Here is a 24,067-nt window from a genome sequence, read left to right as displayed (position 1 = left end):
CAACGACTACGTTCATCAGGCAATAAACATCAGCCATTTGTTAGCGTTTCGAACTCTTCGCAACCGGTATCAAACCCTTCCAGACAGCTTAGATTCAACCAGTGCAACGCCTTCTGCTTGTTCTTTTCAATAAAGCCCGGTTCACCGTTTAAAAACATCATTCCCGCCCAGTATTCTGAATAGCCGGTACGGGAAATGGCGGAACTGCGTTTGAAATACCAGGCGGCTTTTTCATCATCGGCGGCAATGCCCACGCCGTTGGCGTAAATCAGGCCAAGCAACATTTGCGCATCCACCGCGGAGTCGTTATCCAGATCTTCAGAGGCCTTTTGCAGCAGCGAGATGGCTTTTGGGTAGTCCGGACGCCCGGCCTGGGTGTTGACCAGGATCCGCGCCAGCGTAATTTCGCCCGCTTTACTGCCCGCGTTAGCCGCCTTTTCAGCCAGCTTTTTCGCGTCGGGATAATCCAGGCTTACCGGATTAGTGATTTTGATTTGCGCCAGTAGCGCGCAGGCGTCGGCGTCGCCATTGTCGGCGGCTTTTTGCGCCCAGTATTCAGCTTTGTTCAAATCGCCATAGCTCAACCAACTGTCGGCCAGAAAATATTGCGCGCGTCTGTCACCTGCCTCTGCTGCCTGCAAATACTGGCTACCCGGCTCAGGATCTGCGGCATGGGCAAAGAATGTCATAAACAACATCAATGCAAGAAGTGGTTTCATTTTGAATTTTATTTAGGGTACGGAAAAGACAGTATAAAGAGATCGTATGGATAAAAAAACAGCCTCCGGGCGGAGGCTGTTATAGGGAAAATGCCTGATGGCGATGCTAATGCATCTAATCAGGCCTACAGTAGACGCAGGCCGAATAAAGCATTCTGATGCCGCCATCCGGCAGATCAACCCATTGCGCTTTCGCGCAGGCGGGTTTTCAGTTTGTTGTACTCATCAATCACATACTGCTCGGCGGCTCGCTGATCGGCGATCGGCTCAACGCGTACGGCGCAGTATTTGTACTCCGGCGTTTTGGTAATCGGGCTGAGGTTTTCAGTCACCAGCTCGTTACAGGCGCCAATCCACCACTGGTAGGTCATGTAAATCGCCCCTTTGTTCGGGCGATCGCTGACCTGCGCGCGGGTGATGATTTTGCCTTTGCGCGAATGAACCCACACCAGCGCTTCATCTTCAATGCCCAGACGCGCGGCGTCGGCGGTATTGATTTGCGCATAGCCCGGTTCATCGGCCAGCGCGGCCAGCGCCGCACAGTTACCGGTCATTGAGCGGCAGGAGTAGTGGCCGACTTCGCGCACCGTCGACAGTACCATCGGGTACTCTTCGGTGAGTTTATCGATAGGCGCTACCCAGTCGCAGGTGAAGAACTGCGCCAGACCGTTGGGGGTATCGAACTTCTCTTTAAAGAGGTACGAGGTTCCCTGATCGGCATCCGACGTGTCGCGGCACGGCCACTGGATATAGCCCAGCTCGCCCATTTTCTCGTAAGTGGCGCCGTAGAAATCCGGGCACAGATGACGCAACTCATCCCAGATCTCCTGGGTGTTGTTGTAGTGCATCGGATAGCCCATCCGGGTGGCGATTTCACTGATAATCTGCCAGTCGGTTTTCAGGTCCCACTTCGGCTCAACGGCTTTAAAGAAACGCTGGAAACCACGGTCAGCCGCAGAGAAGACGCCTTCATGCTCGCCCCACGAGGTGGAGGGTAAAATCACATCCGCCGCCGACGCGGTTTTGGTCATGAAGATATCCTGCACGATGACCAGTTCCAGATCCTCAAACGCTTTACGTACTGCAGAGAGTTCCGCATCGGTTTGCAGCGGATCTTCACCCATAATGTACGCCGCGCGCACTTCGCCATGCGCCGCACGGTGCGGCAGCTCGCTGATGCGATAGCCGGTATGCGCAGGCAGACTTTCTACACCCCAGGCTTTAGCGAACTTCTCGCGATTTTCCGGGAACTTAACGTACTGGTAGCCCGGATAAGTATCCGGCAGCGCGCCCATATCGCACGCACCCTGAACGTTGTTCTGGCCGCGAACCGGGTTAACGCCCGCGCTTGGCTTGCCGAGGTTGCCGGTCAGCATCGCGAGGCTGGTCAGTGAACGCACGGTTTCCACACCCTGATAGAACTGGGTGACGCCCATCCCCCACAAGATCGCTGCGCTTTTCGCGCTGGCATACATCCGCGCCGCCTGACGAATCTCCTGTGCGCTCACGCCAGTGATCTCTTCGACGGACTCCGGCGTATAGCCTTCGACAATCTTGCTGTACTCTTCAAAACCTTCAGTACGGCTGGCGACAAACGCTTTGTCGTACAGGTTTTCTTCAATAATGACATGCCCCATGGCGTTGAGCAGCGCGATATTCGAGCCGTTTTTCAACGCGATATGCATGTCGGCAATGCGCGCGGTTTCAATTTTGCGCGGATCGCAGACGATAATTTTCGCCCCGTTGCGTTTAGCGTTAATCACATGATTCGCCACGATAGGGTGGGAATCCGCCGGGTTATACCCGAAGACGAACACTAAATCAGTGTTATCAATTTCGTTAATCGCATTACTCATTGCGCCGTTACCGACCGATTGGTGCAGACCTGCAACCGATGGGCCGTGTCAGACGCGAGCGCAGCAGTCAACGTTATTGGTACCAATAACGGCGCGTGCGAATTTTTGCATTACATAGTTGGTTTCATTTCCGGTACCGCGAGAGGAGCCGGTTGTCTGGATTGCATCCGGACCGTACTTCGCTTTGATGGCGCTCAAACGTTCAGCGACGTAATTGAGCGCTTCATCCCAGGAAACAGATTCCAGTTTGCCGCCACGCTGGCGACGGATCATTGGGGTTTTCAGGCGCGGGGTCAGGATCTGGGTATCATTAATAAAATCCCAGCCGTAGTAGCCCTTCAGACACAGGGTACCCTGGTTGGTTTTCCCCTGCGCCGCCTCAGCCCGGACGATTTTGCCGTTATCGACCACCAGATTGATTTTGCAACCTGATGCGCAATACGGGCAAACCGTGACGACTTTTTTCATCGGTTTCGCTCCAGTTAATCAAATCGCGCATACGCGCTGTCGCCCTCAGTATGCATGTTTTATGCCACTTTTTTAGTATGGGCTTTCCCTGATATTACGGGCGAATTTTGCTCAAAACCCTGACGAAAAACAGGCTATCGTCAGTTTTGACGTGTCGAAAGAAAATGCCACATGACATTTATTATGGGGAGAAACGCTGAGCGCAGGCCAGATAGGGCGGAGCCGCCATCCGGCAATCTGCTCTGCCTGAAGTGGGGGTTTTTAATAAATTATCCGGATGGATAGACTCAAGGCCAGGGAACGCGTTGAGACTAACGCCAGGATAGAACGGGCCGCGGCAGGCAGTTCCATACCGCGGCCCGGCTTCAGAGGAGGCTGAAAAGGATTATCGCGGCAAAAATAGCGGCAATAACGAGATATTTCAGCGCGTAATAGAGAGTGCGGTTTTTCTTTTTCAGCCGTTGCCCGGCATCGCGTGCTGCGTGAACGTATTTAAAGATGCGATTAATCGCACCGGTACGATCGTTCTCGTCGTTTGGCGAACTGGCGGCGGACATCAACGATGCGCCGACCCAGTGGTTTACGCTCTGCGCCCAGCGCCATTTCATTGGACGCTCAATATCGCAAAAGAGGATAATACGCGTCTGCTCAGTTTTATTTTCCGCCCAATGAACGTAGGTTTCGTCGAAGATGACGGCTTCGCCGTCGCGCCAGCTATGGCGCTGTCGATCAACTTCAATAAAACAGCGGTCGTCATTCGGTGTGCTTAATCCAAGATGGTAACGTACTGAACCGGCATAGGGGTCGCGATGTTTTCCCAGATAGGCTCCGGGAGGCAACTCGGCGAACATCGCCGCTTTGATAGAGGGGATGCTGTTGACCAGCTTTGTCGTTATCGGGCATAACGTTTCCGCCGACGGGTGGGCATCGGAATACCATTTAAGGTAAAACCGTTTCCAGCCGCGCTTGAAAAAGGTATTGAATCCGGCGTCGTTATTGGCCTGCGCGGCTTTTATGTGATGCTGAAGCCGTAGCGCCTCTTCACGAATCACCTGCCAGTTTTCCGTCAGCTTCTGCAGCTCTGGAAATGCCGTGGTATCAAAGTACGGCTGCTTTGCCGGTAACGTTGAGAAGCGAGTCATGAACATATTGATCGGCGCCATAAACGTCGAGTGGTCAAAGAGCTGACGGGAAAGTTTTTGTTTTTCCACCCCGCGTGAATGCGCATAAATGACGCTGATAATAAAAATACCGATAATGATTGCTGCGAACATAACGTCACTGTCCTTCTAAGAAAACCTCATCCCGGGATTTTCAGGCAACCCTCCCGGTGATGCCAAAGAGAAAAGTGTAGTTCGTTGACAATAAATTTACATTTCTACAACTTAAAAGGGCCATTTTTGTTAAAGAAGCGAGTCAGCCCGTTTAATCTTTATCCAGGCTTGCCGACAGTAGAATTAAGATGGCTCCGCTACTTCACCCGGTGACGGTTGATTACGTTATGTCTTATCTCCCGATGACGGCTGCCAGATCACAATGCTTTCGTAAACCGGAAATGACTTTGCTTGTAACCTTCGCGAAGATAAAAACGGTGTGCATCGCGGCGCTTAATATTTGTGGAAAGCTCCGTTAGCTCGGCGCCCGCCTGACGTGCTTCTTCTTCTGCCCAGGCCAGAAGCTGACTGCCAACTTTTTGTCCCCGCATCTGCGGTAATACCACCAGCTCCTGAATTTCGCCAATCCAGTTGGCATGATGGAGATGAAACTGCATATGCAGGCTGATCATGCCGACTACCTCTCCGTTGCGCAGCGCTAAACGATAATGAACGTTGGGGTCCAGTAAATTAGCGGCGAATCCATCCCTGAAAGCCTGATAATCAAGCTCATTTTTAAGTAACTCACAGATAAGCGCGTAAACAGAATCGGTATCCTCTGTTGTCGCGTGGCGTAATTCACAGACTGGCATAATGTCCTCCCGACGCTTCATCAGGATCAACCATCTTTCGACAGACTGTAGCAAACTACCGTCATTATTTATTCTATGACAGTTAAACGGCGGATAACGTACAGCCAAAGATCACTCTGATGGCAAGGGGGAGGGCGAGCCTCCCGGGGAATTAGGTGGCAGGCTGATGTTTAACCACGTTAATCATCCACGGCACACCGAAACGATCGCTGACCTTGCCGAAACCCTGCGCCCAGAAGGTCTCCTGCCAGTCCATTTCGATTTGCCCTTGTGCGGCAAGGTTATCAAACCAGCGCTTCCCTTCTGCTACATCCTGGGTATCAAGCACCAGCGTAAAGCCGGAATAATGCGCCGTTCCCGACGCGCTGGCATCACTCATCATGATATCGCTGCCGGCAATGCGCATGTTGGCGTGGGCGATAGCAGTATCGGGAAAGCGCATTCCTGACGGGCAGCCCTCTTCGTTATCCGCCGCCGAGGGGGGCATTTCACCGAAGCTGAGTTTATAAAGCAGTTCTGCGCCTAACGTTTGTTGATAATACGCGATGGCGTCGGCACAGTTGCCGGCAAAAGAGAGATAGGGACTTAACGGCATGATGGTTACCTCAGGTAAGAGATGCTCGTTAAGTGTAGTTCGAAATTGGCACAATATTGTCGGTGGCAGGGCCGCTCAGGCCCGGTAAGCGAGGCGCTACCGGGCAATGATACGGTAAATCAGTTCTTTTTCACGAACTCGGATTTCAGTTTCATCGGGCCAAAACCATCGATTTTGCAGTCGATGTTATGGTCGCCTTCAACCAGACGAATATTCTTCACTTTGGTGCCGATTTTCAGCATGGAAGAGCTGCCTTTTACTTTCAGATCTTTCACGATGGTGACGCTATCGCCGTCCGCCAGCAGGTTGCCGTTGGCGTCTTTGACAATCAGCTCATCGCTCTCCTGAGCGGGTTCCGCATCGTTCCATTCGTGAGCGCATTCCGGGCAGATGAACATGCCGTTATCTTCGTAGGTATATTCGGAGTTACATTGCGGGCAGTGGGGTAATGACATGTTGGTATCCTCAAAAAGTCAGCGGGGGCAAACGCGCCCAAAAATGGCAGATCGCCGAAAAAGGCCGCAATTATACACAAAATCCTTAGCGTTGTCGGGACTATTGCCGCTTTTATAAAAGGGTCAGCGCAACGACAGTCAGCAATGGTTTACACTCAAATAACCGCTTTTTTACTGTCACCACAGCGCATTAGGGCGTCCTTATTTACACCTTTTGACCGAATTGACATATATGTGTGAAGTTGATCACATATTTAAACCCTGTTAGGGTAAAAAGGTCATTAACTGCCCATTCAGGCGTCAACAGGTTCGGTTGTACAGTCCGTAACCGGACAGTGTAAGTAAACCTGCTACGCTTGTATGAGGGAGAGCGTTCGCGCCCCTCCCTCCGCTCGACGGCGACGCTGGCGCGGTATGCCAGTGCCCGCCGTATATAGCGCTACAGGGCTTAGCCTATGAGGACAGCTATGCTGAAAAGGAAAAAAATAAAACCGATTACACTGGGCGATGTGACCATCATTGATGACGGTAAACTTCGCAAAGCGATTACCGCCGCCTCGCTGGGCAACGCGATGGAGTGGTTTGATTTTGGTGTTTATGGATTTGTTGCCTACGCGTTGGGTAAAGTCTTTTTCCCCGGTGCCGATCCCAGCGTCCAGATGATTGCCGCGCTGGCCACGTTTTCCGTTCCCTTCCTGATTCGTCCGCTCGGCGGGTTATTCTTTGGTATGCTCGGCGATAAATACGGGCGCCAGAAGATCCTGGCGATCACGATTGTGATTATGTCGATCAGTACTTTCTGTATCGGGTTAATTCCCTCTTACGCGACGATCGGTATCTGGGCGCCAATACTGTTGTTGCTATGTAAAATGGCGCAGGGCTTCTCGGTTGGCGGGGAATATACCGGCGCGTCGATCTTTGTCGCGGAATATTCGCCGGATCGTAAACGCGGATTTATGGGAAGCTGGCTGGATTTTGGTTCCATCGCCGGGTTCGTGCTGGGCGCGGGCGTGGTGGTCTTAATCTCAACGATTGTCGGCGAGGAGAATTTCCTGGAGTGGGGCTGGCGTATTCCGTTCTTTATCGCCCTGCCATTGGGAATTATTGGTCTCTACTTACGCCATGCGCTGGAAGAGACGCCAGCGTTTCAGCAGCACGTGGATAAACTGGAGCAGGGCGACCGCGAAGGGCTGCAGGATGGGCCGAAAGTCTCCTTTAAAGAGATTGCCACCAAACACTGGCGTAGCCTGTTGTCATGTATCGGTCTGGTGATTGCCACCAACGTGACCTACTACATGCTGCTCACCTACATGCCGAGCTACCTGTCGCATAACCTGCACTATTCTGAAGATCACGGCGTGTTGATTATCATCGCCATTATGATCGGGATGCTGTTTGTGCAGCCAGTGATGGGGCTGCTGAGCGACCGTTTCGGTCGACGTCCATTTGTGATTATGGGCAGCATTGCGCTGTTTGCGCTGGCGATCCCGGCCTTCATCCTGATTAACAGTAACGTTATTGGCCTGATTTTTGCCGGTTTGTTGATGCTGGCGGTGATTCTGAACTGCTTTACCGGGGTGATGGCCTCGACATTGCCGGCGATGTTTCCGACGCATATTCGTTACAGCGCGCTGGCGGCGGCTTTTAATATCTCTGTATTGATTGCCGGTCTGACGCCAACGCTGGCGGCCTGGCTGGTGGAAAGCTCGCAGGATCTGATGATGCCGGCGTATTATTTGATGGTCATCGCGGTGATAGGCTTGATTACCGGTATTTCCATGAAAGAGACGGCCAATCGTCCGTTAAAAGGCGCAACGCCAGCGGCGTCGGACATCCAGGAAGCGAAGGAAATTCTGGGCGAGCATTACGATAATATTGAGCAGAAAATCGACGACATCGATCAGGAAATCGCGGAGCTGCAGGTCAAACGTTCGCGTCTGGTACAGCAACATCCGCGTATCGATGAATAAATTTCGCGCTTAAGGTTCGCTTAATCTCTCGCGGGCATACTCTCCTCCATACCTTTGGAGGAGAGCGTCATGAAAAGCTATATTTATAAAAGTTTGACGACCCTGTGTAGTGTGCTGATTGTCAGCAGTTTTATCTATGTGTGGGTCACGACGTATTAAACGCCTGTTATGCCTTTTTCAACATCACCCAGGCACGGGTGCCTGTTCTTTCCGTACGGTTTTGCAGGAAAAACTGTCCCTGATGTAGCTGGGTGATGCGGCTGACGATACTCAGCCCCAGGCCAATTCCGCCATAACGGCTGTCCATCCGCACGAACGCTTCGCTTAGCTTCCCGCATTTGCTTTCATCAATACCCGGCCCCTCGTCTTCGACCGCCATAATAGCGTCGGGGTCGGCGCTAATGTGGATAGTGATATGGGTTCCTTCAGGGCTATAGCGATGCGCGTTTTCCACCAGATTTCGCAGCAGCATACGCAGTAACGTCGCGTCACCGCGCACCACCACGTCCGCCGCGCTTTCCGGCAGCAACAGAGTTTGCTGACGCGTTTCCAGCATGGTGTTCAGCTCATCGTAGGAGGGGAGGATCACATCTTCCAGCAGTTTTACTTCCTGATAATTCCCGGAAGAGAATGACTGGCCCACGCGCGCCAGTTGCAGAAGCTGGGAGACGCTATCCATCATCTGGTCAAGACGGGCGATAAGCGGCGCGACATCAACATTGTGGGTTTTTGACAATAATTCCAGATGCAAACGCACCCCCGACAGCGGCGTGCGTAGCTCATGGGCCACATCGGCGGTAAAAAGGCGTTCATTGTCGAGCGTGGTGGTCAAACGCGTAACCAGTTGATTGATCGCCGAGACAACGGACTCAATCTCAAGCGTGGAGCTGTGAATGGCGATCGGCGTCAGATTATCCGCCGTCCGCGCTTCCAGCTCTTTTTGCAGTTCGGCGAGTGGGCGGGTAATACGCCGTACCGCCTGGTAGCAAACCAGCAGCGTCAGGCTAACCATAAATATGCTGGGGACGATCAGGCTGGCGACCGCCTCGCGAATTTCGTGCATGATATGGCGATCGTTGTTGCGATTATCCCGCAGCGCCTGCTCGAACAGTTGGATTTGCTCAGTGCTTTCATGCCATAACCAGAAGGTACTGATTAGCTGGAACACCAGCAGAATAAGACCAATTGTCAGAGTTAAACGCTGGCGAAGGGTCATCGCTCTTCGCTGAAAACGCATCAGGCTCACTTAGCTTTCCTCAGTGGCAACCAGCATGTAGCCAAACCCGCGAACCGTGCGAATGCGCGACTTGCCGACTTTGTCGCGCAAATTATGTATATGCACTTCCAGAGTGTTGGTCGAGGGTTCGTTATCCCAGTTGTAGATATCGTTATAAAGAATTTCCCGGTGCACCGGACTGCCTGCCTTGAGCATCAACCGTGAGAGCAACGCGTACTCCTTAGGCGTCAGGGTCAGTTCCTGTCCATCCCTCCATGCCTGATGGCGGCCTATATTGAGCGTCAGATTGCCAACCGTCAGTTCACTTTCACCCTGGTTATTATGGCGGCGCAGCAGCGCGCGGATGCGGGCGTGCAACTCCTCCAGGGCGAAGGGTTTAACCAGATAATCATCTGCGCCGACATCCAGCCCGCTAATGCGGTCGTTGAGCGTATCGCGGGCGGTCAGAATGAGTACCGGGAGGGTATATTTTTTCTGTCGGATTCGCGTCAGGAAATGCAGGCCATCCTCATCGGGCAGCCCTAAATCCAGCACCATCAGACTGTAATGACCAGACTCCAGACTATGCTCGGCGGCACGCGCTGTCGAAACGCCATCACACGCATAGCCTTCGGTTTGCGCGGCGAGTATTAACCCCTGTAATAATAGCGTGTCGTCTTCAACAATCAGTATCTTCATTCGCTTAGTCTCCTGCACGGTTGCAGAATATCATCTGCGGCCTGGTAATACGTCGTTTGTACGCCGGTTAATCCCAGCATGGTTGAGAAAAGATTGTCCTGTGAATAATCCAGCGTGCTCGCCCGTTTTTGCAGGCAGGCCTGATCCACCTGATAACGCTGTTGATAATCTTTAGAAAGCCAAATGAGCATCGGGACATGTTTTTGCGTATCCGGCGCAATAGAATACGGCAGACCGTGTAAATAAACGCCATTTTCACCCAATGATTCGCCGTGATCGGAAAGATAGACCAGGCTGGTTGTGAATTTATCCTGATGAGATTTCAGCAGATTAATGGCTTTATCTACAATATAGTCCACGTACAGCACGGTATTATCATAGGTGTTGATCAACTGCTGTTGGGAACAGTTCTGAATTTCGTTAGTGTCACAGGTTGGGGTAAATTTTTTAAACTGCGGTGGATAACGGTTGTAATAGGTTGGGCCGTGGCTGCCGATGGTATGCAGTACAATAACGCCATCGCCTTTCAAATGGTCGATATAGTCTTCCAGACCGTGGAATAACACCTCATCGTAGCACTCGCCGTCGATACATTGTCCGGGCAGGTTTAGCTCGGTGACATTTTGATGCGGAACGCGATCGCATGCGCCTTTACAGCCGCCGTCATTATCATTCCACAGTACGTTAATCCCCGCGCGCTGGATAATATCCAGCAGCCCTTCCTGGTGATGCGCCAGCTCTTCGTCATAATGTTTGCGCGGCATATCAGAAAACATGCAGGGAACGGAGATCGCGGTCGCCGTACCGCAAGAGGTGGTATGCGGGAAATAGATTACATCGTCTTTCGCCAGCCGCGGATTGGTGTCGCGCGGATAGCCGCCAAGAGAGAAATCATCGCCGCGCGAGGTTTCGCCAACGATAAGAATCGTCAGGTTTTTGCGATCACCTTTCAGCATTAATGGATTGCGATGGGCATCCTCGCCAATGCGTACCAGCGGCAAATTCGCCAGCCGTTGATGCGAATACCATGACCAACTGGCGACAATACTGTTCGATGGGCTTAACGCTTTGATCAACTGTTTATTATTTCGAAATAGCGAGGCGTAATCTTTATAGAAAAAGGCGGCGACCAGAATAACTAATAAAATAGAGATCAGGACGCTGGCCAGACGGTAAAGCCCGCTACGTAAGCGCGGCGTCGCCGGGCGGATTTTGACCCAGAAGGCAATCACGGCTGCCAGAACGCCGCTTAATCCCAGCGTCAGCACCATTTGCGGCGTCATCAGCGCAAAGGTTTCCGCGGGCGTGGTATCCATCATATTGGCGATCATGGAGCGATCGATGATGATGCCGTAAGTCAAAATAAAATACTGCGCGGCAGCGCCGACCAGAATAAAAACGCAGGCCAGCAGTCGGTTTAGCCAAATAAATGAGGCCAGCGTCAGCACACTATTGACCACGCTAAACGCGACGACCGGCATGGAAATAAACACCAGCACATTGCGCAGCGAGTTTAACGGTAGGTCTTGTAGTACCTGCTTGTAGAACGCAATGTTCAGGCAGACGGCAATATAAAAGGAAAAAAGCAGAAGCCAGGCGATTTGCCCAAGAACAGGTCTTTTAAGAAAGCGCTTTAACATGTTGATGCGTCCATCGATTCGGTGACGCTAATCGTGACAAAGTAAAATTAAGTGAACCTTAAGAACTTAATGTTGGTGGTGGCCGGATAACCTGCGCTACCCGGCCTGTTGCGATAACATTAACTACACGTGGTCAATCCTGTTTAACCGGCGCATCCAGCGGATACGGGTTTTTGTGAATGCGGTTGTAGTTCAACGCATACAGCGCGGTGATCACCATCAACGTGACGAACGACCACATCACTTCTTTGGCGCCGGAACCGATGACCGCCCAGATGCAATACACAAACGCGACGAAGGTAATCAGCAGATACAGCGGGCGCGCTTTACCAAAGTGACCGTGGCCCAACAGCAACAGCGCGGCACAGGTGTAAAGATAAGGCACCAGGGTGAAGATAACCGACACGGAGGAGACCAGACCAAACTCTTTCGCGGCGTTCGGCGACATACTGCTGAACTGGAAGATAGTCATCAGCACGCCGACGATAAGCAACCCAGCTACTGGCGTACCGGCTTTATTAACCCGCGCGAAGATTGGCGGGAAGAGACCATCGTCCGCCGCCGCTTTTGCGGTTTGGCCGGCAAGCAGCGTCCAGCCGCCGAGAGAGCCCAGGCAACCTGCTGCCGCACAGAAGGAAACAATAGCCCCTGCGGTATCGCCCAGCGCCATACGCGCCGCGTCACCGAAAGGCGATGCCGACACACGCAGCGCCGCGTTGGGGATCATCCCCATAATCGCCGTTGTGGAGAGTACATAGCAGACGGCGGCGATCAGTACCCCGCCGATGGTGGCGATAGGCACGTTGCGTTTCGGGTTTTTGACCACACCGGCCGCAACGGAGGCGCTTTCTACCCCGATGAATGACCACAGCGTAACGTTCAACGTGCTTTGAATCGCGCCGAAGGTATTCATGCCGCTCACGTTCCAGGCCGCCATATAGGTTTCGCCTTTAAACCAGAACCAGCCGAAGACCGCAATCCCTACGATAGGCACCAGCGCCAGTACGGTGGCGACGGCCTGTACGCGGGTAATCATTTTCGGCCCGACGATGTTCAGCAGAACAAAAATCCACAGCACCGCGACGCAGGTAAGCGTTAATACCAGCGGATCTTTCAGAATCGGGAAGAAATAGCTCAGATAGCCGACGCCGATAACGACCATCGCGATATTACCGATCCAGCATGCCAGCCAGTACAGCACGTTCGTTTGATAGCCCAAAAACGGCCCGAAGCAGCGACGTGCGTAGGCATAGGAACCGCCGGGACTGGGATCTAAGGACGACATTTTGGCATAAACCATCGACAGCGCCAGGGCGCCGATGATAGTGACCAGCCATCCGTAGATTGCAATCCCGCCAGTGGCCGCCAGGTTGGCAGGGAGTAAGAATACCCCTGAACCCATAATATTCCCCGATACCATTAAGGTGACGGGGATTAGGCCCACTTTGTGAGCATCAGCATCCGAAGACATAATTTGGACTCCTGAAAAGGTGACTTCGTTACGATAAATTACGTCGTATCATACCCCCTCAGAATGCCGCTGAATTATGTCGGAGACGGGTTATCGCCAATGCTGTTATTATCGTGTCTTATCGTTGAGTGTAGAAAAATTAGGCAGCCGATCGTTCCCGATGTTGGCTAACATAATGCAGGGGGGTCATACCATAAAACTCTTTAAACACGGAAATAAAGTACGATGTGCTGTTATACCCACACAGCTGTGAGACTTGAGAGATATTCTTTCCGTCCATTAATAATTGGTTTACGGCATAACGCATTCGGCAGGTCGTGATTATTTGGCTATAACTGGTATTCTCGTTTTTGAGCTTTTTCTTTAACAAGCTTGGACTCAGGCACAGGCAACTGGCAACGGCGCTCAGATTCCAGTCTTTATGAATATCGCTCTGAATGATGTGGTAAACGCTGTCACTGATGCGGCTGCGCAGCATGTGCATTAACAAAGAAATAAATTTTTTGTGGTCAAGAAAGCGGGATAAAACGGTGAAAAGGAGCGCACGGGTACGTTCACTAACAATTTCATCCGGTGTTTCCATCGCGCTGTAGCGGGCAGCGACCCTGAAGATATCCGGCGTCAGACAGTTGGCAGTCAATAAGGGATCGGCGTTGCGTTGCCAGACGGGAAGGTGTGAGAGATCTTTATTCAGGAATTGTAAATAGTCTTTAATATTATTGCGACTCACTTGTATTACTAGCACGCTATTTAATGATGAAATGTCAATAACGTTATTTTCACAAGCCAGAATGGCCATATGATTCGCTTTTAAACTGATTGGCTCCTTACCATTTACTCGTAACCATGTATCTTTTTCGGTTAATAACACTATGCAAGGTTCGTTGCTGCAAATCCTCATACCCGAACTCCTGGAATATGAACATAAAATACCGGATCTCGCCAAACGGGAGAGATAACGGGGACTGAGTCAATTGTGTGATGAATTGAAACTGCACTAAAATAACTTTCCTGAATAATATTACAATATTTGTACGATGATTTAGGGTGTACAAAAAGTTGTACGCGAGTGGCAACTTGTCATTTTTGTATAAAAAAAGCGCGGGATGGGGCCCGCGCAAAAAGGTATGACAGTATTATTGTTTTGCAGCAATACTCAGGGAATACATGCCATCCTCAAAAAAAAGACTCTTTGTGATTAGGCTTTCACGCACATAACGTGATATACGCCATCAATAATTTCCGTGCCTTCGGTTTCATGCTCAAAGCCAGGGAAGTGATGATCCCAGGATTGCAGTGAGCGTAAGTAACCCACCTGCGGACTATTTTCATCGCCAAAGTTTTCGCCGGAGAGCAGCATCGGGATTCCTGGCGGGTAAGGAATAACGGAGTTCGCCGCAATGCGACCCGGTAGATTTTCAATCGCCACCATTTCAATATTGTCGTTCACGATCGCGTTGTAGGCGTCGCGCGGGGTAATCTCCGCAACCGGCAGGGTGGAATAGGCGGCGTTGAGACGGGCGCCCGGGTTATTTTCACGTAGCCAGGCAAACATTTTATCGCCCAGGTCATGAATACCCATGTTCGCGTAAGTGTCAGGATAATCCTGCACCAGTTCCGGCATCACCTGCGCCAGCGGCGTATTCGCGTCGTAATGATGTTTGAAGGAACACAGCGTGTTGATCAGCGTTCCCCATTTCCCGCGAGTTACCCCCATAGAGAACAGGAACATAATCTGGAAGTCGGTGGTGCGGGTCGGCACGATACCGTGGCGGCCAAGCCATGCTGTGACCAGCGCAGCAGGTACGCCGGATGCTTCCAGTTCGCCATCGTCGCCCATACCCGGCGCCAGGATACTGACTTTAATCGGGTCCAGCATACTCCAGTTATCCGGCAGGTCTTTAAAGCCGTGCCAGGTTTCTCCGGGGCGCATGACCCAGCAGTTCTGGTCAGTGGCTAGCAGTTTTGCCGGCGCGTCGGCGAAGTCATATGTTTTACCGGTTTGTGGATCGGTGACGACGTCTTTATTCCACGGTTTAAAGAACCAGTCGCCTTCATCGGTAAACTCTTTATAAAGACGCGCCATCGCCTGACGGAAATCAACCGCTTCGTCAATCACCTCTTGAGTCAGGGACAGGCCGCTGTTACCGTCCATCATCGATACCGCCACATCGTTGGATGCGCAGATGGCATATAACGGAGAGGTGGTGGCATGCATCATATATGCCTGGTTGAAGCGGGAGAAATTCACCGCGCCACGGCCTTCACGGACATGAATGTAGGAAGCTTGTGAAAGCGCATTCAGTAGTTTGTGCGTGGAGTGGGTGGCAAACACGGTCGGACCGTTATGGTCGCCTGGCTCGCCGCGCATCGCGTAATGATCGCAATAAATCGGGTTGAAGCGCGCATAGCCGTACCATGCTTCGTCGAAGTGAATGCGATCGCTGGTTTTTGCCAGCAGATCCTGCGCCTCTTTGGCGTTATAGCATACGCCGTCATAGGTACAGTTGGTCACCACGCTGTAAGACGGTTTCTGTCCGGCTTTGGTTTTGGTCAGCGGGCTGGCGCTGATTTTTTTCTGCAAGGTTTCAGGCTGCATTTCCTGCGGGTAGATTGGCCCGATAATGCCATAACGGTTACGGCTTGGCACCATATATACCGGTTTGGCCCCAGTGAGGATCAGCCCCTGCTCGATGGATTTATGGCAGTTACGATCCAGTACAACGACATCATTATCCGTCATACAGGCCTGCATAATAGTACGGTTAGAACCGGAGGTCCCGACAACCACGGACCAGGAGCGGTCAGCACCGAATACGCGGGCGGCGTTTTTCTCGCTTTCGCCAAACGCGCCGGTATGGTCGAGGAGTGAACCGAGCGTGGTACGCTCAATCCCCATATCGCTGCGGAACAGGTTTTCGCCATAATAATCGTGATAAAAGCGACCGGCAGGCGTTTTAGTGAAACCGACGCCGCCCTGGTGTCCCGGCGCCGCCCATGAATATTCATGAATGTCGCTGTATTTCATCAACGCGTTAAACAGCGGCGGTAACAGTTGCTGGCGATACCGGGTCATGGCGGCAACGGCGCGTCCGGCGATAAAGTCAGCGGTGTCTTCCAGAATCCAGGCGAATTCATCGACAAGCTCCAGCAGGTCGCGGTCCAGCGATGCCGTCGCTTTTTCCCTGTCGCCTAACAGGAAAACGGGCACGTTTTGCTGACGCTCGTGAAGCTTACCGATCAATTGCCTGACGCTCAGGTGCTCATCCGGTTGTTCCATTTGGTAGCTAAACATCAGACAGTCAATGGCTTCGTTCGCGGACAAGATGGCATAGCCGTCATCGAAGGATGTCGATTTAATGACGGTAACATTTTGTTGGCTCAAGGCATCCGCCAGACGCTCAACCGCGTTGCCAACCCAGGTGTCCTGATGCAGAAACTCACTTTCAACAATTAATACTTTCATCATCTTTTACCCGGTTGTGGAGGCCGTGCAATTTACGCCTTGCCGACCCGCCGTATGAATGTGACGTGGGCAAGTATTACCCCGTCAAATAGGGGGTGTAAAGTGATGGAATAATGGTCAGTTATTGATATTATTGTTTAATAAACAATGGGTTAATTATTGATATCGAGCGATTTCACCTGCCGTTTATCGACAGGTGAATTATTTTTTTGGCTGATAGTGGTATCCGGCTTTAGCCGGGCATCGTCTGGCGTCGTTGCTGGCTTAGCTTGCGATATTGTTGCGGAGACATGCCGACAAATTTGCTAAAAGTACTGTAAAAACGGCTGCTGGATCGGAACCCGGCAGTCAGAGCGACATCGAGGATCGTTTTGTCAGTATCGCTCAATAAGGCACGTACGTGATTGATGCGCATCGCCGTGATGTACTGCTTCATCGTCAATTGCATAACCCGCTGGAATATTCCCATCGCGTAATTAGCATTGAGTTTGACATGCTCCGCGACGTCGTTAATGGTGAGCGCCTGATCGTAGTTATCGGCAATAAATCCCAGCATCTGGCTTACGTAAAACTGCGCATGGCGTGAGACGCTATTCTTGTGGGTGCGTGATGTTTTATTGAGCAAAATAGGCTGCCAGCCGGAAAGGCTAAAGCGTTTAAGCATCAGGCCGATTTCATCGATCGCCAACTGGCGAATTTGCTCATTCGGGCTGCTTGTTTCCTGCTGCCAACGCAACACTTCAAAGGTGCTAAGCTGCTGGGTCGCCAGTGATTTAACCACCATCCCGTGCGTGACGTGGTTGATAAGATCGCGATCCAGCGGCCATGAGAGAAACAGGTGCATCGGCAAACTGAAAATCGCCATCTGGCGGCAGTTGCCGGGGCGGGTAAGCTGGTGTGGCGTACAGGCCCAAAACAGGGTGATATGTCCCTGCTTTATCTGCACGACTTCATTGTTGATTAAATACTCCACATCGCCGTCAAACGGAACATTCACTTCTACTTGCCCATGCCAGTGACTGCTGGCCATTCTGTGCGGTGGCCTCAGCTCAACGTCCAGTCGTTGATATTCGGAATAGAGCGACAGCGGGCTACGGGTTTGCTTTTCATCGCCGTTGCACATGTGCGGGTCGGGCGGGAGGAGGGATATTGCTTGCGTACTCATCGTCACTCCATTTCCTGAATTATCAGAATTATGCCCCTTTAGCCGGGAGGAAACCGGGAATCCGGACACAGAATCCGTCGATATTGTAGAGCGTAGCCTGACTATCAGGCCGAATACTCTGCTTTTTACACCATTTTGTCCCAAAAACTCAGATCTTCCGCGCGCCAGCATACGATCTGAGTTTTCGGGAATGCTCATCGGGGAAGACGGAGGTTTTCACCGGGAACGCGTGCCACCATGAAGGTGTTCACTACTGTTCTGGAGAGTCATGATGACGGCACCCAAAATTACCTTTATCGGCGCAGGTTCTACGATTTTCGTCAAAAATATCCTCGGCGATGTGTTTCACCGCGAGGCGCTAAAATCAGCGCATGTCGCCCTGATGGATATTGACGAAACCCGGCTGGAAGAGTCGCACATTGTGGTACGGAAACTGATGGACTCAGCGGGCGCTTCTGGCCGGATTACCTGCCATACCAACCAGAAAGCGGCGCTACAGGATGCGGATTTCGTGGTGGTCGCCTTTCAGATTGGCGGCTACGAACCCTGCACCGTGACCGATTTTGAGGTTTGTAAGCGTCATGGCCTGGAACAGACGATCGCCGATACGCTGGGGCCGGGCGGCATTATGCGCGCGCTGCGGACCATCCCGCATCTGTGGCGGATTTGCGAAGACATGACGGAAGTCTGTCCGAAGGCCACCATGCTCAATTATGTCAACCCGATGGCGATGAACACCTGGGCTATGTATGCCCGCTATCCGCATATCAAACAGGTCGGCCTGTGCCATTCGGTACAGGGAACGGCGGAAGAACTGGCGCGCGACCTGAATATCGATCCCGCCTCGCTGCGCTACCGCTGCGCCGGCATTAACCACATGGCGTTTTACCTCGAACTGGAGCGCAAAACGGCTGACGGGACTTATGTCGATCTCTATCCTGAATTGCTGGCGGCCTATGACGCCGGACAGGCGCCGAAGCCCAATATTCACGGCAATGAACGCTGCCAGAACATTGTGCGCTACGAGATGTTCAAAAAGTTGGGCTACTTCGTCACCGAGTCATCAGAGCATTTTGCCGAGTACACGCCGTGGTTTATTAAACCGGGACGCGAGGATCTGATTGCGCGCTACAAGGTGCCGCTGGATGAATATCCGAAACGCTGCGTAGAACAACTGGCGAACTGGCATAAAGAGCTGGAGGAGTATAAAACCGCCGAGCGTATCGACATCAAACCGTCCCGCGAGTACGCCAGCACCATTATGAACGCTCTGTGGACCGGCGAGCCGAGCGTGATTTACGGCAATGTGCGTAATGAGGGGCTGATTGATAACCTGCCGCAGGGAAGCTGCGTGGAAGTGGCTTGTCTGGTGGATGCCAACGGCATTCAACCGACGAAGGTGGGGACGATCCCTTCTCATCTGGCGGCGATGATGCAGACCAACATCAACGTGCAAACGCTGTTGACCGAAGCCATCCTCACGGAAAACCGCGATCGCGTGTATCACGCGGCGATGATGGACCCTCATACCGCAGCGGTGCTGGGTATCGAAGAAATCTATGCGTTGGTTGACGATCTGATCGCCGCGCATGGCGACTGGCTTCCGGCCTGGTTACGCCGTTAATCTCCAGCCGCGCTGGACGGCAGATCCGGCGTTTAACCTCTACTAACAGAAGGCGGGCGCTGGTAACAGCGACCCGGTACCCTATGAGCATCTCTCTGACAACAAAGCTGAGTTACGGGTTCGGTGCGTTTGGTAAGGATTTCGCCATCGGCATTGTGTATATGTACCTGATGTATTACTACACCGATGTGGTGGGACTCTCGGTCGGCCTCGTCGGCACCCTTTTTCTGGTCGCGCGAATCTGGGATGCGATAAACGATCCCATCATGGGATGGATTGTCAACGCCACGCGTTCGCGGTGGGGGAAATTTAAGCCGTGGATATTGATCGGCACCTTAACCAATTCGCTGGTGCTTTTCCTGCTGTTCAGCGCCCATCTTTTTGAGGGAACCGCGCAGGTTGTATTTGTCTGCGTAACCTACATCCTGTGGGGCATGACGTATACCATTATGGATATCCCATTTTGGTCGCTGGTGCCGACCATTACGCTTGATAAGCGAGAACGCGAACAACTGGTGCCGTTCCCGCGTTTCTTCGCCAGTCTGGCTGGCTTCGTCACTGCCGGTATAACGCTGCCGTTTGTGAACTACGTTGGCGGAGCGGATCGTGGGTTCGGCTTTCAGATGTTTACGCTGGTACTGATTGCGTTCTTTATCGCCTCGACTATCGTGACATTACGCAACGTACATGAGGTGTACTCCTCCGACAACGGTGTAACGGCGGGCCGCCCACATCTGACGTTAAAAACGATCGTTGGATTGATATACAAAAACGATCAGCTCTCTTGCCTGTTGGGAATGGCGCTGGCGTATAACATTGCCTCCAATATTATCAATGGCTTTGCGATCTACTACTTCACCTATGTGATTGGCGATGCCGATCTTTTTCCCTATTACCTTTCTTACGCCGGCGCGGCGAATCTGCTGACGCTGATTGTCTTCCCCCGGCTGGTGAAAATGTTATCGCGGCGGATATTGTGGGCGGGCGCCTCCGTGATGCCCGTTCTGAGTTGCGCAGGGCTCTTCGCGATGGCGTTGGCGGATGTCCATAATGCCGCTTTAATCGTGGCGGCGGGTATTTTCCTGAATATCGGGACCGCGCTCTTTTGGGTGCTTCAGGTAATCATGGTGGCGGATACGGTCGATTATGGGGAATTTAAGCTCAATATTCGCTGCGAGAGTATCGCTTATTCCGTACAGACGATGGTCGTGAAGGGCGGCTCGGCGTTTGCGGCGTTCTTTATCGCTCTGGTGCTGGGGCTGATTGGCTACACGCCGAACGTGGCGCAGTCTGCGCAAACCCTGCAGGGGATGCAGTTTATTATGATTGTCCTGCCGGTACTGTTTTTCATGATGACGTTGGTTCTCTACTTCCGCTACTACCGTTTGAACGGCGATATGCTGCGCAAGATTCAGATCCACCTGCTGGATAAATACCGGAAAACGCCGCCATTCGTCGAACAGCCGGATAGCCCGGCGATTTCTGTGGTAGCGACCAGCGATGTAAAAGCGTGAGCATGGTCTCTCGTGCAGGCCGGATAAGCGTAGCGCCATCCGGCAATTAACCGATAACGCGGCCCGGGAGAACGCCGGGCCTGCCAGGTTATTTCGCGCAGTTAGCGCACTGTTTGCTGACAATCTGCTGGAAGAAATCGTTGCCTTTGTCATCCACCAGGATAAAGGCCGGGAAATCTTCTACTTCAATTTTCCAGATAGCTTCCATGCCGAGTTCCGGATACTCGACGCACTCCAGATGCTTAATGCTCTGCTGTGCCAGAACCGCCGCCGGGCCGCCGATACTGCCCAAATAAAAGCCGCCGTGTTTTTTACAGGCATCCGTGACCTGCTGACTACGGTTGCCTTTCGCCAGCATGATCATACTGCCGCCGTGGGATTGCAGCAGATCGACATAAGAGTCCATTCGGCCTGCGGTGGTGGGGCCTAATGAGCCAGATGGATAACCTGCCGGGGTTTTTGCCGGACCTGCGTAATAGATGGGATGGTCTTTAATATACTGCGGCAGGTCTTCGCCGGATTCAATACGCTCTTTTAGCTTCGCGTGGGCGATATCGCGACCTACGATAATGGTGCCCGTCAGCGACAGGCGAGTCGAGACCGGGTACTGCGATAGCTGGGCGAGGATCTCTTTCATCGGACGGTTGAGATCGACTTTCACCGCGTCGCCTTCGCCCGCCTGACGCAGCGCTGGCGGAATATACTGGCCCGGATTGTGTTCCAGTTTTTCGATCCAGATGCCTTCGCGGTTGATTTTCGCTTTGATGTTACGGTCTGCCGAGCAGGAGACGCCCATCCCCACCGGACAGGAAGCGCCGTGACGAGGCAGGCGAATTACGCGAATATCGTGGGCGAAATATTTCCCGCCGAACTGGGCGCCGAGGCCAAGTTTATGCGCTTCTTCCAGCAGTTCCTGTTCCAGGTGGAGATCGCGGAATGCCTGGCCGTGCTCGTTACCTTCCGTCGGCAGCGCGTCGTAATAGTGGGTGCTGGCGAGTTTAACGGTTTTCAGCGTGCTTTCCGCCGAGGTGCCGCCAATGACAAAGGCGATATGGTATGGCGGACAGGCTGCGGTGCCCAGCGTGCGCATTTTCTCAACGAGGAAGTTTTTCAGCTTGCCTGGGGTGAGCAGCGCTTTGGTCTCCTGATAGAGATACGTTTTGTTTGCTGAACCGCCGCCTTTCGCCACGCAAAGGAACTTGTACTCGTCGCCGTCGACGGCATAGAGATCGATTTGCGCTGGCAGGTTGCTGCCGGTATTGACCTCTTTGTACATATCCAGCGGCGCGTTCTGCGAGTAGCGCAGGTTATCTTCGATATAGGTATTAAACACGCCTTTGGAGAGCGCGGCTTCATCGCCGCCGCCCGTCCAGACGCGTTGGCCTTTTTTACCCACGATAATCGCCGTGCCGGTATCCTGGCAGGTCGGCAGAATGCCTTTGGCGGCGATTTCGGAGTTTCTCAGGAATTGCAACGCCACATATTTGTCGTTTTCGCTGGCTTCGGGGTCATGGAGAATGGCGGCGACTTGCTGCTGGTGTTCAGGACGGAGCATAAAAGACGCATCATGGAAGGCCTGCTGAGCCAGCAACGTTAACGCCTGCGGCTCAACGTTGAGGATAGATTCTCCGTTGAATTCACTGACGCTGACATAATCGGAGGTGAGCAGATAATACTCTGTTTTGTCCTCTCCCATCGGGAAAGGCGCCTGATAGATAAACTCTTTTTTCGACATGTGCTTCCAGCCTAATAGTAAGAAAATGTATTAAGAGCCTCATGGGCCAGACTCTAAGTCGCGCGCCGCGCATAACTTGGCGGCGCGCGCGGCCATTACAGGAATCCGTACATTGCGGCAAAGATCCAGCCAAAGACGCAGGAGACGCTCACGCCAATCAAACCCGGCAGAATGAAGCTGTGGTTAATGACGAAGCGGCCAATACGGGTTGTGCCGGAACGGTCAAACTGAATCGCCGCCAGATCGCTTGGGTAGGTCGGCAGGATATAGTAGCCATAACATGCCGGCGCAGAGGCCACGATATACGCCGGATCGACACCGATAGCCAGCGCGACGGGAACAATCGCCGCCAGCGCCGCGGCCTGGGAGTTAACAAACTTGGAGACCAGCAGCAGAACGATGGCGTAGGCCCACGGATACTCTTTGACCATTTCGCCCAGCACGCCCTGAATTTCCGACATATGCGCGCCGAACATGGTTTCCGCCATCCAGGCGATCCCGTATACCGCGACAATCGCAATCATACCGGAACGAAAAACTTCGTTTTTTGAGATAGACGCAGGATTGGTTTTGGTCAGAATGATAATGAGCGCCCCGGTCAGCAGCATGAACATCTGAATGACCAGCACCATCGACAACGGTTTGCCGCCGAAGGTTGGACGTAAGTCGGAGTCCGCGCCCAGGAGAGCGACCACGGCAATCGCCGCCAGGAAGATCCACATCGCCAGCCAGTTGCTTTTCGGCAGTTTTTTATCCAGCAGCGTCGCGGTATCGCCGTACACGTACTGACGGTTTTCCGGTACGGAGATAAATTTCTGAAACGCTTCGTCTTTATCCAGATCTTTACCGCGGAACCAACTAAAAATACCGATTGCCAGGATACCGAGCAGGGTAGACGGGATGGTGATCGACAGCAGATCGAGGAACTCCAGATGTTTTCCGTCAAATGTCACGTTGCCCAGCATCGCTACCAGAGAAACCACGGCGACGGAAACCGGACTGGCGATGATGCCCATTTGCGCGCCGATAGAACTGGCCGCCATTGGACGTTCCGGACGGATATTATTCTTGATCGCCACGTCATAGATAATCGGCAAAATGGTGTAGACCACGTGGCCTGTCCCACACAGAATCGTCAGGGTACAGGTGACGAACGGCGCCACAATAGAGACGTATTTGGGGTTGCGACGCAGCAGCTTTTCGGCAATCTGCAGCATCACATCCAGCCCGCCTGACGCCTGCAACGTTGCCGACGCGGCGACTACCGCGATAATGACCAGCATTACGTCAACGGGCGGTTTACCTGGCTGGAGATGGAAAACAAACACCAGAATGACCAGACCAATACCGCCCAACAACCCGAGCGCGATCCCGCCCTTTCGGGCGCCATAAAACAGACATATTAATATTATGAGAAGCTGTATACTAAATAACATTTTTATTTATCCTCGCGATAAACCCAGTCAATTTTGATAAATGGATCACAGCCATCCTCTGATTTGTGTGAA

Annotated in this window: 19 protein-coding genes; 4 read left to right on the top strand and 15 right to left on the bottom strand. The window is 52.5% G+C overall.

Features of this window, described 5'->3' with window-relative positions:
* Window positions 1-29 precede the first annotated feature (29 nt).
* The 6 genes from yjcO to NA624_RS19520 form a co-directional block, all read right to left on the bottom strand.
* Window positions 30-719 (bottom strand): Sel1 family TPR-like repeat protein YjcO, encoded by a 690-nt coding sequence (gene yjcO / locus NA624_RS19545; protein ID WP_000803307.1) that lies wholly within the window; start codon window positions 717-719, stop codon window positions 30-32.
* A gap of 176 nt (window positions 720-895) precedes the next feature.
* Entirely contained in the window at window positions 896-3,043 is a 2,148-nt protein-coding gene (locus NA624_RS19540) for a formate dehydrogenase H subunit alpha, selenocysteine-containing (RefSeq protein WP_011233236.1), read from the bottom strand.
* A gap of 365 nt (window positions 3,044-3,408) precedes the next feature.
* Complete coding sequence (lpxO, locus tag NA624_RS19535; protein WP_000457029.1) at window positions 3,409-4,317, bottom strand: lipid A hydroxylase LpxO; 909 nt, start codon at window positions 4,315-4,317, stop codon at window positions 3,409-3,411.
* A gap of 257 nt (window positions 4,318-4,574) precedes the next feature.
* Window positions 4,575-5,009, bottom strand: a complete 435-nt coding sequence (gene phnO, locus NA624_RS19530; RefSeq protein WP_001549776.1) for an aminoalkylphosphonate N-acetyltransferase — start codon at window positions 5,007-5,009, stop codon at window positions 4,575-4,577.
* 151 nt (window positions 5,010-5,160) lie between these two features.
* The gene (gene yjdN, locus NA624_RS19525) at window positions 5,161-5,604 is read right to left on the bottom strand and encodes a VOC family metalloprotein YjdN (RefSeq protein WP_001131301.1); all 444 of its coding nucleotides are present in this window, start codon (window positions 5,602-5,604) and stop codon (window positions 5,161-5,163) included.
* Between the two features lie 119 nt (window positions 5,605-5,723).
* Window positions 5,724-6,059, bottom strand: coding sequence for a zinc ribbon domain-containing protein YjdM (locus NA624_RS19520; RefSeq protein WP_000056482.1), 336 nt, complete (start codon window positions 6,057-6,059; stop codon window positions 5,724-5,726).
* Between the two features lie 467 nt (window positions 6,060-6,526).
* On the opposite strand from NA624_RS19520, the gene proP reads away from it, so the two are divergent.
* Together proP and pmrR are read left to right on the top strand one after the other, a co-directional pair.
* On the top strand, window positions 6,527-8,029 hold the full coding sequence (gene proP, locus NA624_RS19515; RefSeq protein ID WP_000919710.1) for a glycine betaine/L-proline transporter ProP: 1,503 nt from the start codon (window positions 6,527-6,529) through the stop codon (window positions 8,027-8,029).
* A 69-nt stretch (window positions 8,030-8,098) separates the two neighbouring features.
* Window positions 8,099-8,188, top strand: a complete 90-nt coding sequence (gene pmrR, locus NA624_RS19510) for an LpxT activity modulator PmrR (protein WP_000844399.1) — start codon at window positions 8,099-8,101, stop codon at window positions 8,186-8,188.
* A 7-nt stretch (window positions 8,189-8,195) separates the two neighbouring features.
* On the opposite strand, the gene pmrB is transcribed toward pmrR, so the two are convergent.
* The 7 genes from pmrB to melR all read right to left on the bottom strand — a co-directional run bounded on the left by pmrB (window position 8,196) and on the right by melR (window position 17,686).
* Window positions 8,196-9,266 carry a two-component system sensor histidine kinase PmrB gene (gene pmrB / locus NA624_RS19505; protein WP_071585826.1) on the bottom strand — a complete coding sequence of 357 codons (1,071 nt, stop codon included), beginning with the start codon at window positions 9,264-9,266 and terminating at the stop codon, window positions 8,196-8,198.
* 9 nt (window positions 9,267-9,275) lie between these two features.
* On the bottom strand, window positions 9,276-9,944 hold the full coding sequence (gene pmrA, locus NA624_RS19500; RefSeq protein ID WP_000697894.1) for a two-component system response regulator PmrA: 669 nt from the start codon (window positions 9,942-9,944) through the stop codon (window positions 9,276-9,278).
* Complete coding sequence (gene eptA / locus NA624_RS19495) at window positions 9,941-11,584, bottom strand: phosphoethanolamine transferase EptA (RefSeq protein ID WP_000919290.1); 1,644 nt, start codon at window positions 11,582-11,584, stop codon at window positions 9,941-9,943. Before eptA ends, pmrA begins: the two co-directional genes overlap by 4 nt.
* A gap of 133 nt (window positions 11,585-11,717) precedes the next feature.
* Window positions 11,718-13,055 (bottom strand): arginine/agmatine antiporter, encoded by a 1,338-nt coding sequence (gene adiC / locus NA624_RS19490; protein ID WP_000093130.1) that lies wholly within the window; start codon window positions 13,053-13,055, stop codon window positions 11,718-11,720.
* Between the two features lie 139 nt (window positions 13,056-13,194).
* Complete coding sequence (locus NA624_RS19485; RefSeq protein ID WP_001217075.1) at window positions 13,195-13,956, bottom strand: AraC family transcriptional regulator; 762 nt, start codon at window positions 13,954-13,956, stop codon at window positions 13,195-13,197.
* 297 nt (window positions 13,957-14,253) lie between these two features.
* Window positions 14,254-16,521, bottom strand: a complete 2,268-nt coding sequence (gene adiA, locus NA624_RS19480; protein ID WP_001538051.1) for an arginine decarboxylase — start codon at window positions 16,519-16,521, stop codon at window positions 14,254-14,256.
* Window positions 16,522-16,753: 232 nt separating this feature from the next.
* Window positions 16,754-17,686, bottom strand: a complete 933-nt coding sequence (melR, locus tag NA624_RS19475; RefSeq protein ID WP_000106992.1) for a transcriptional regulator MelR — start codon at window positions 17,684-17,686, stop codon at window positions 16,754-16,756.
* Between the two features lie 268 nt (window positions 17,687-17,954).
* Here melR and melA point away from each other — a divergent pair, with 268 nt between their 5' ends.
* Window positions 17,955-19,310, top strand: a complete 1,356-nt coding sequence (gene melA, locus NA624_RS19470; RefSeq protein WP_001527488.1) for an alpha-galactosidase — start codon at window positions 17,955-17,957, stop codon at window positions 19,308-19,310.
* 83 nt (window positions 19,311-19,393) lie between these two features.
* Entirely contained in the window at window positions 19,394-20,824 is a 1,431-nt protein-coding gene (melB, locus tag NA624_RS19465; protein ID WP_000028070.1) for a melibiose:sodium transporter MelB, read from the top strand.
* A gap of 88 nt (window positions 20,825-20,912) precedes the next feature.
* Here melB and fumA read toward each other — a convergent pair whose 3' ends face one another.
* Window positions 20,913-22,559, bottom strand: coding sequence for a class I fumarate hydratase FumA (gene fumA, locus NA624_RS19460; RefSeq protein ID WP_000037198.1), 1,647 nt, complete (start codon window positions 22,557-22,559; stop codon window positions 20,913-20,915).
* 95 nt (window positions 22,560-22,654) lie between these two features.
* Window positions 22,655-23,995, bottom strand: coding sequence for an anaerobic C4-dicarboxylate transporter DcuB (gene dcuB / locus NA624_RS19455; RefSeq protein WP_000899149.1), 1,341 nt, complete (start codon window positions 23,993-23,995; stop codon window positions 22,655-22,657).
* Between the last annotated feature and the right edge of the window lie 72 nt (window positions 23,996-24,067).

This window comes from Salmonella sp. NW38 (genome assembly GCF_051807745.1).
Lineage (GTDB): Bacteria > Pseudomonadota > Gammaproteobacteria > Enterobacterales > Enterobacteriaceae > Salmonella > Salmonella enterica.
Note: the sequence above shows the minus strand (reverse complement) of the source record. Positions and strands in the feature narration are given on the sequence as shown.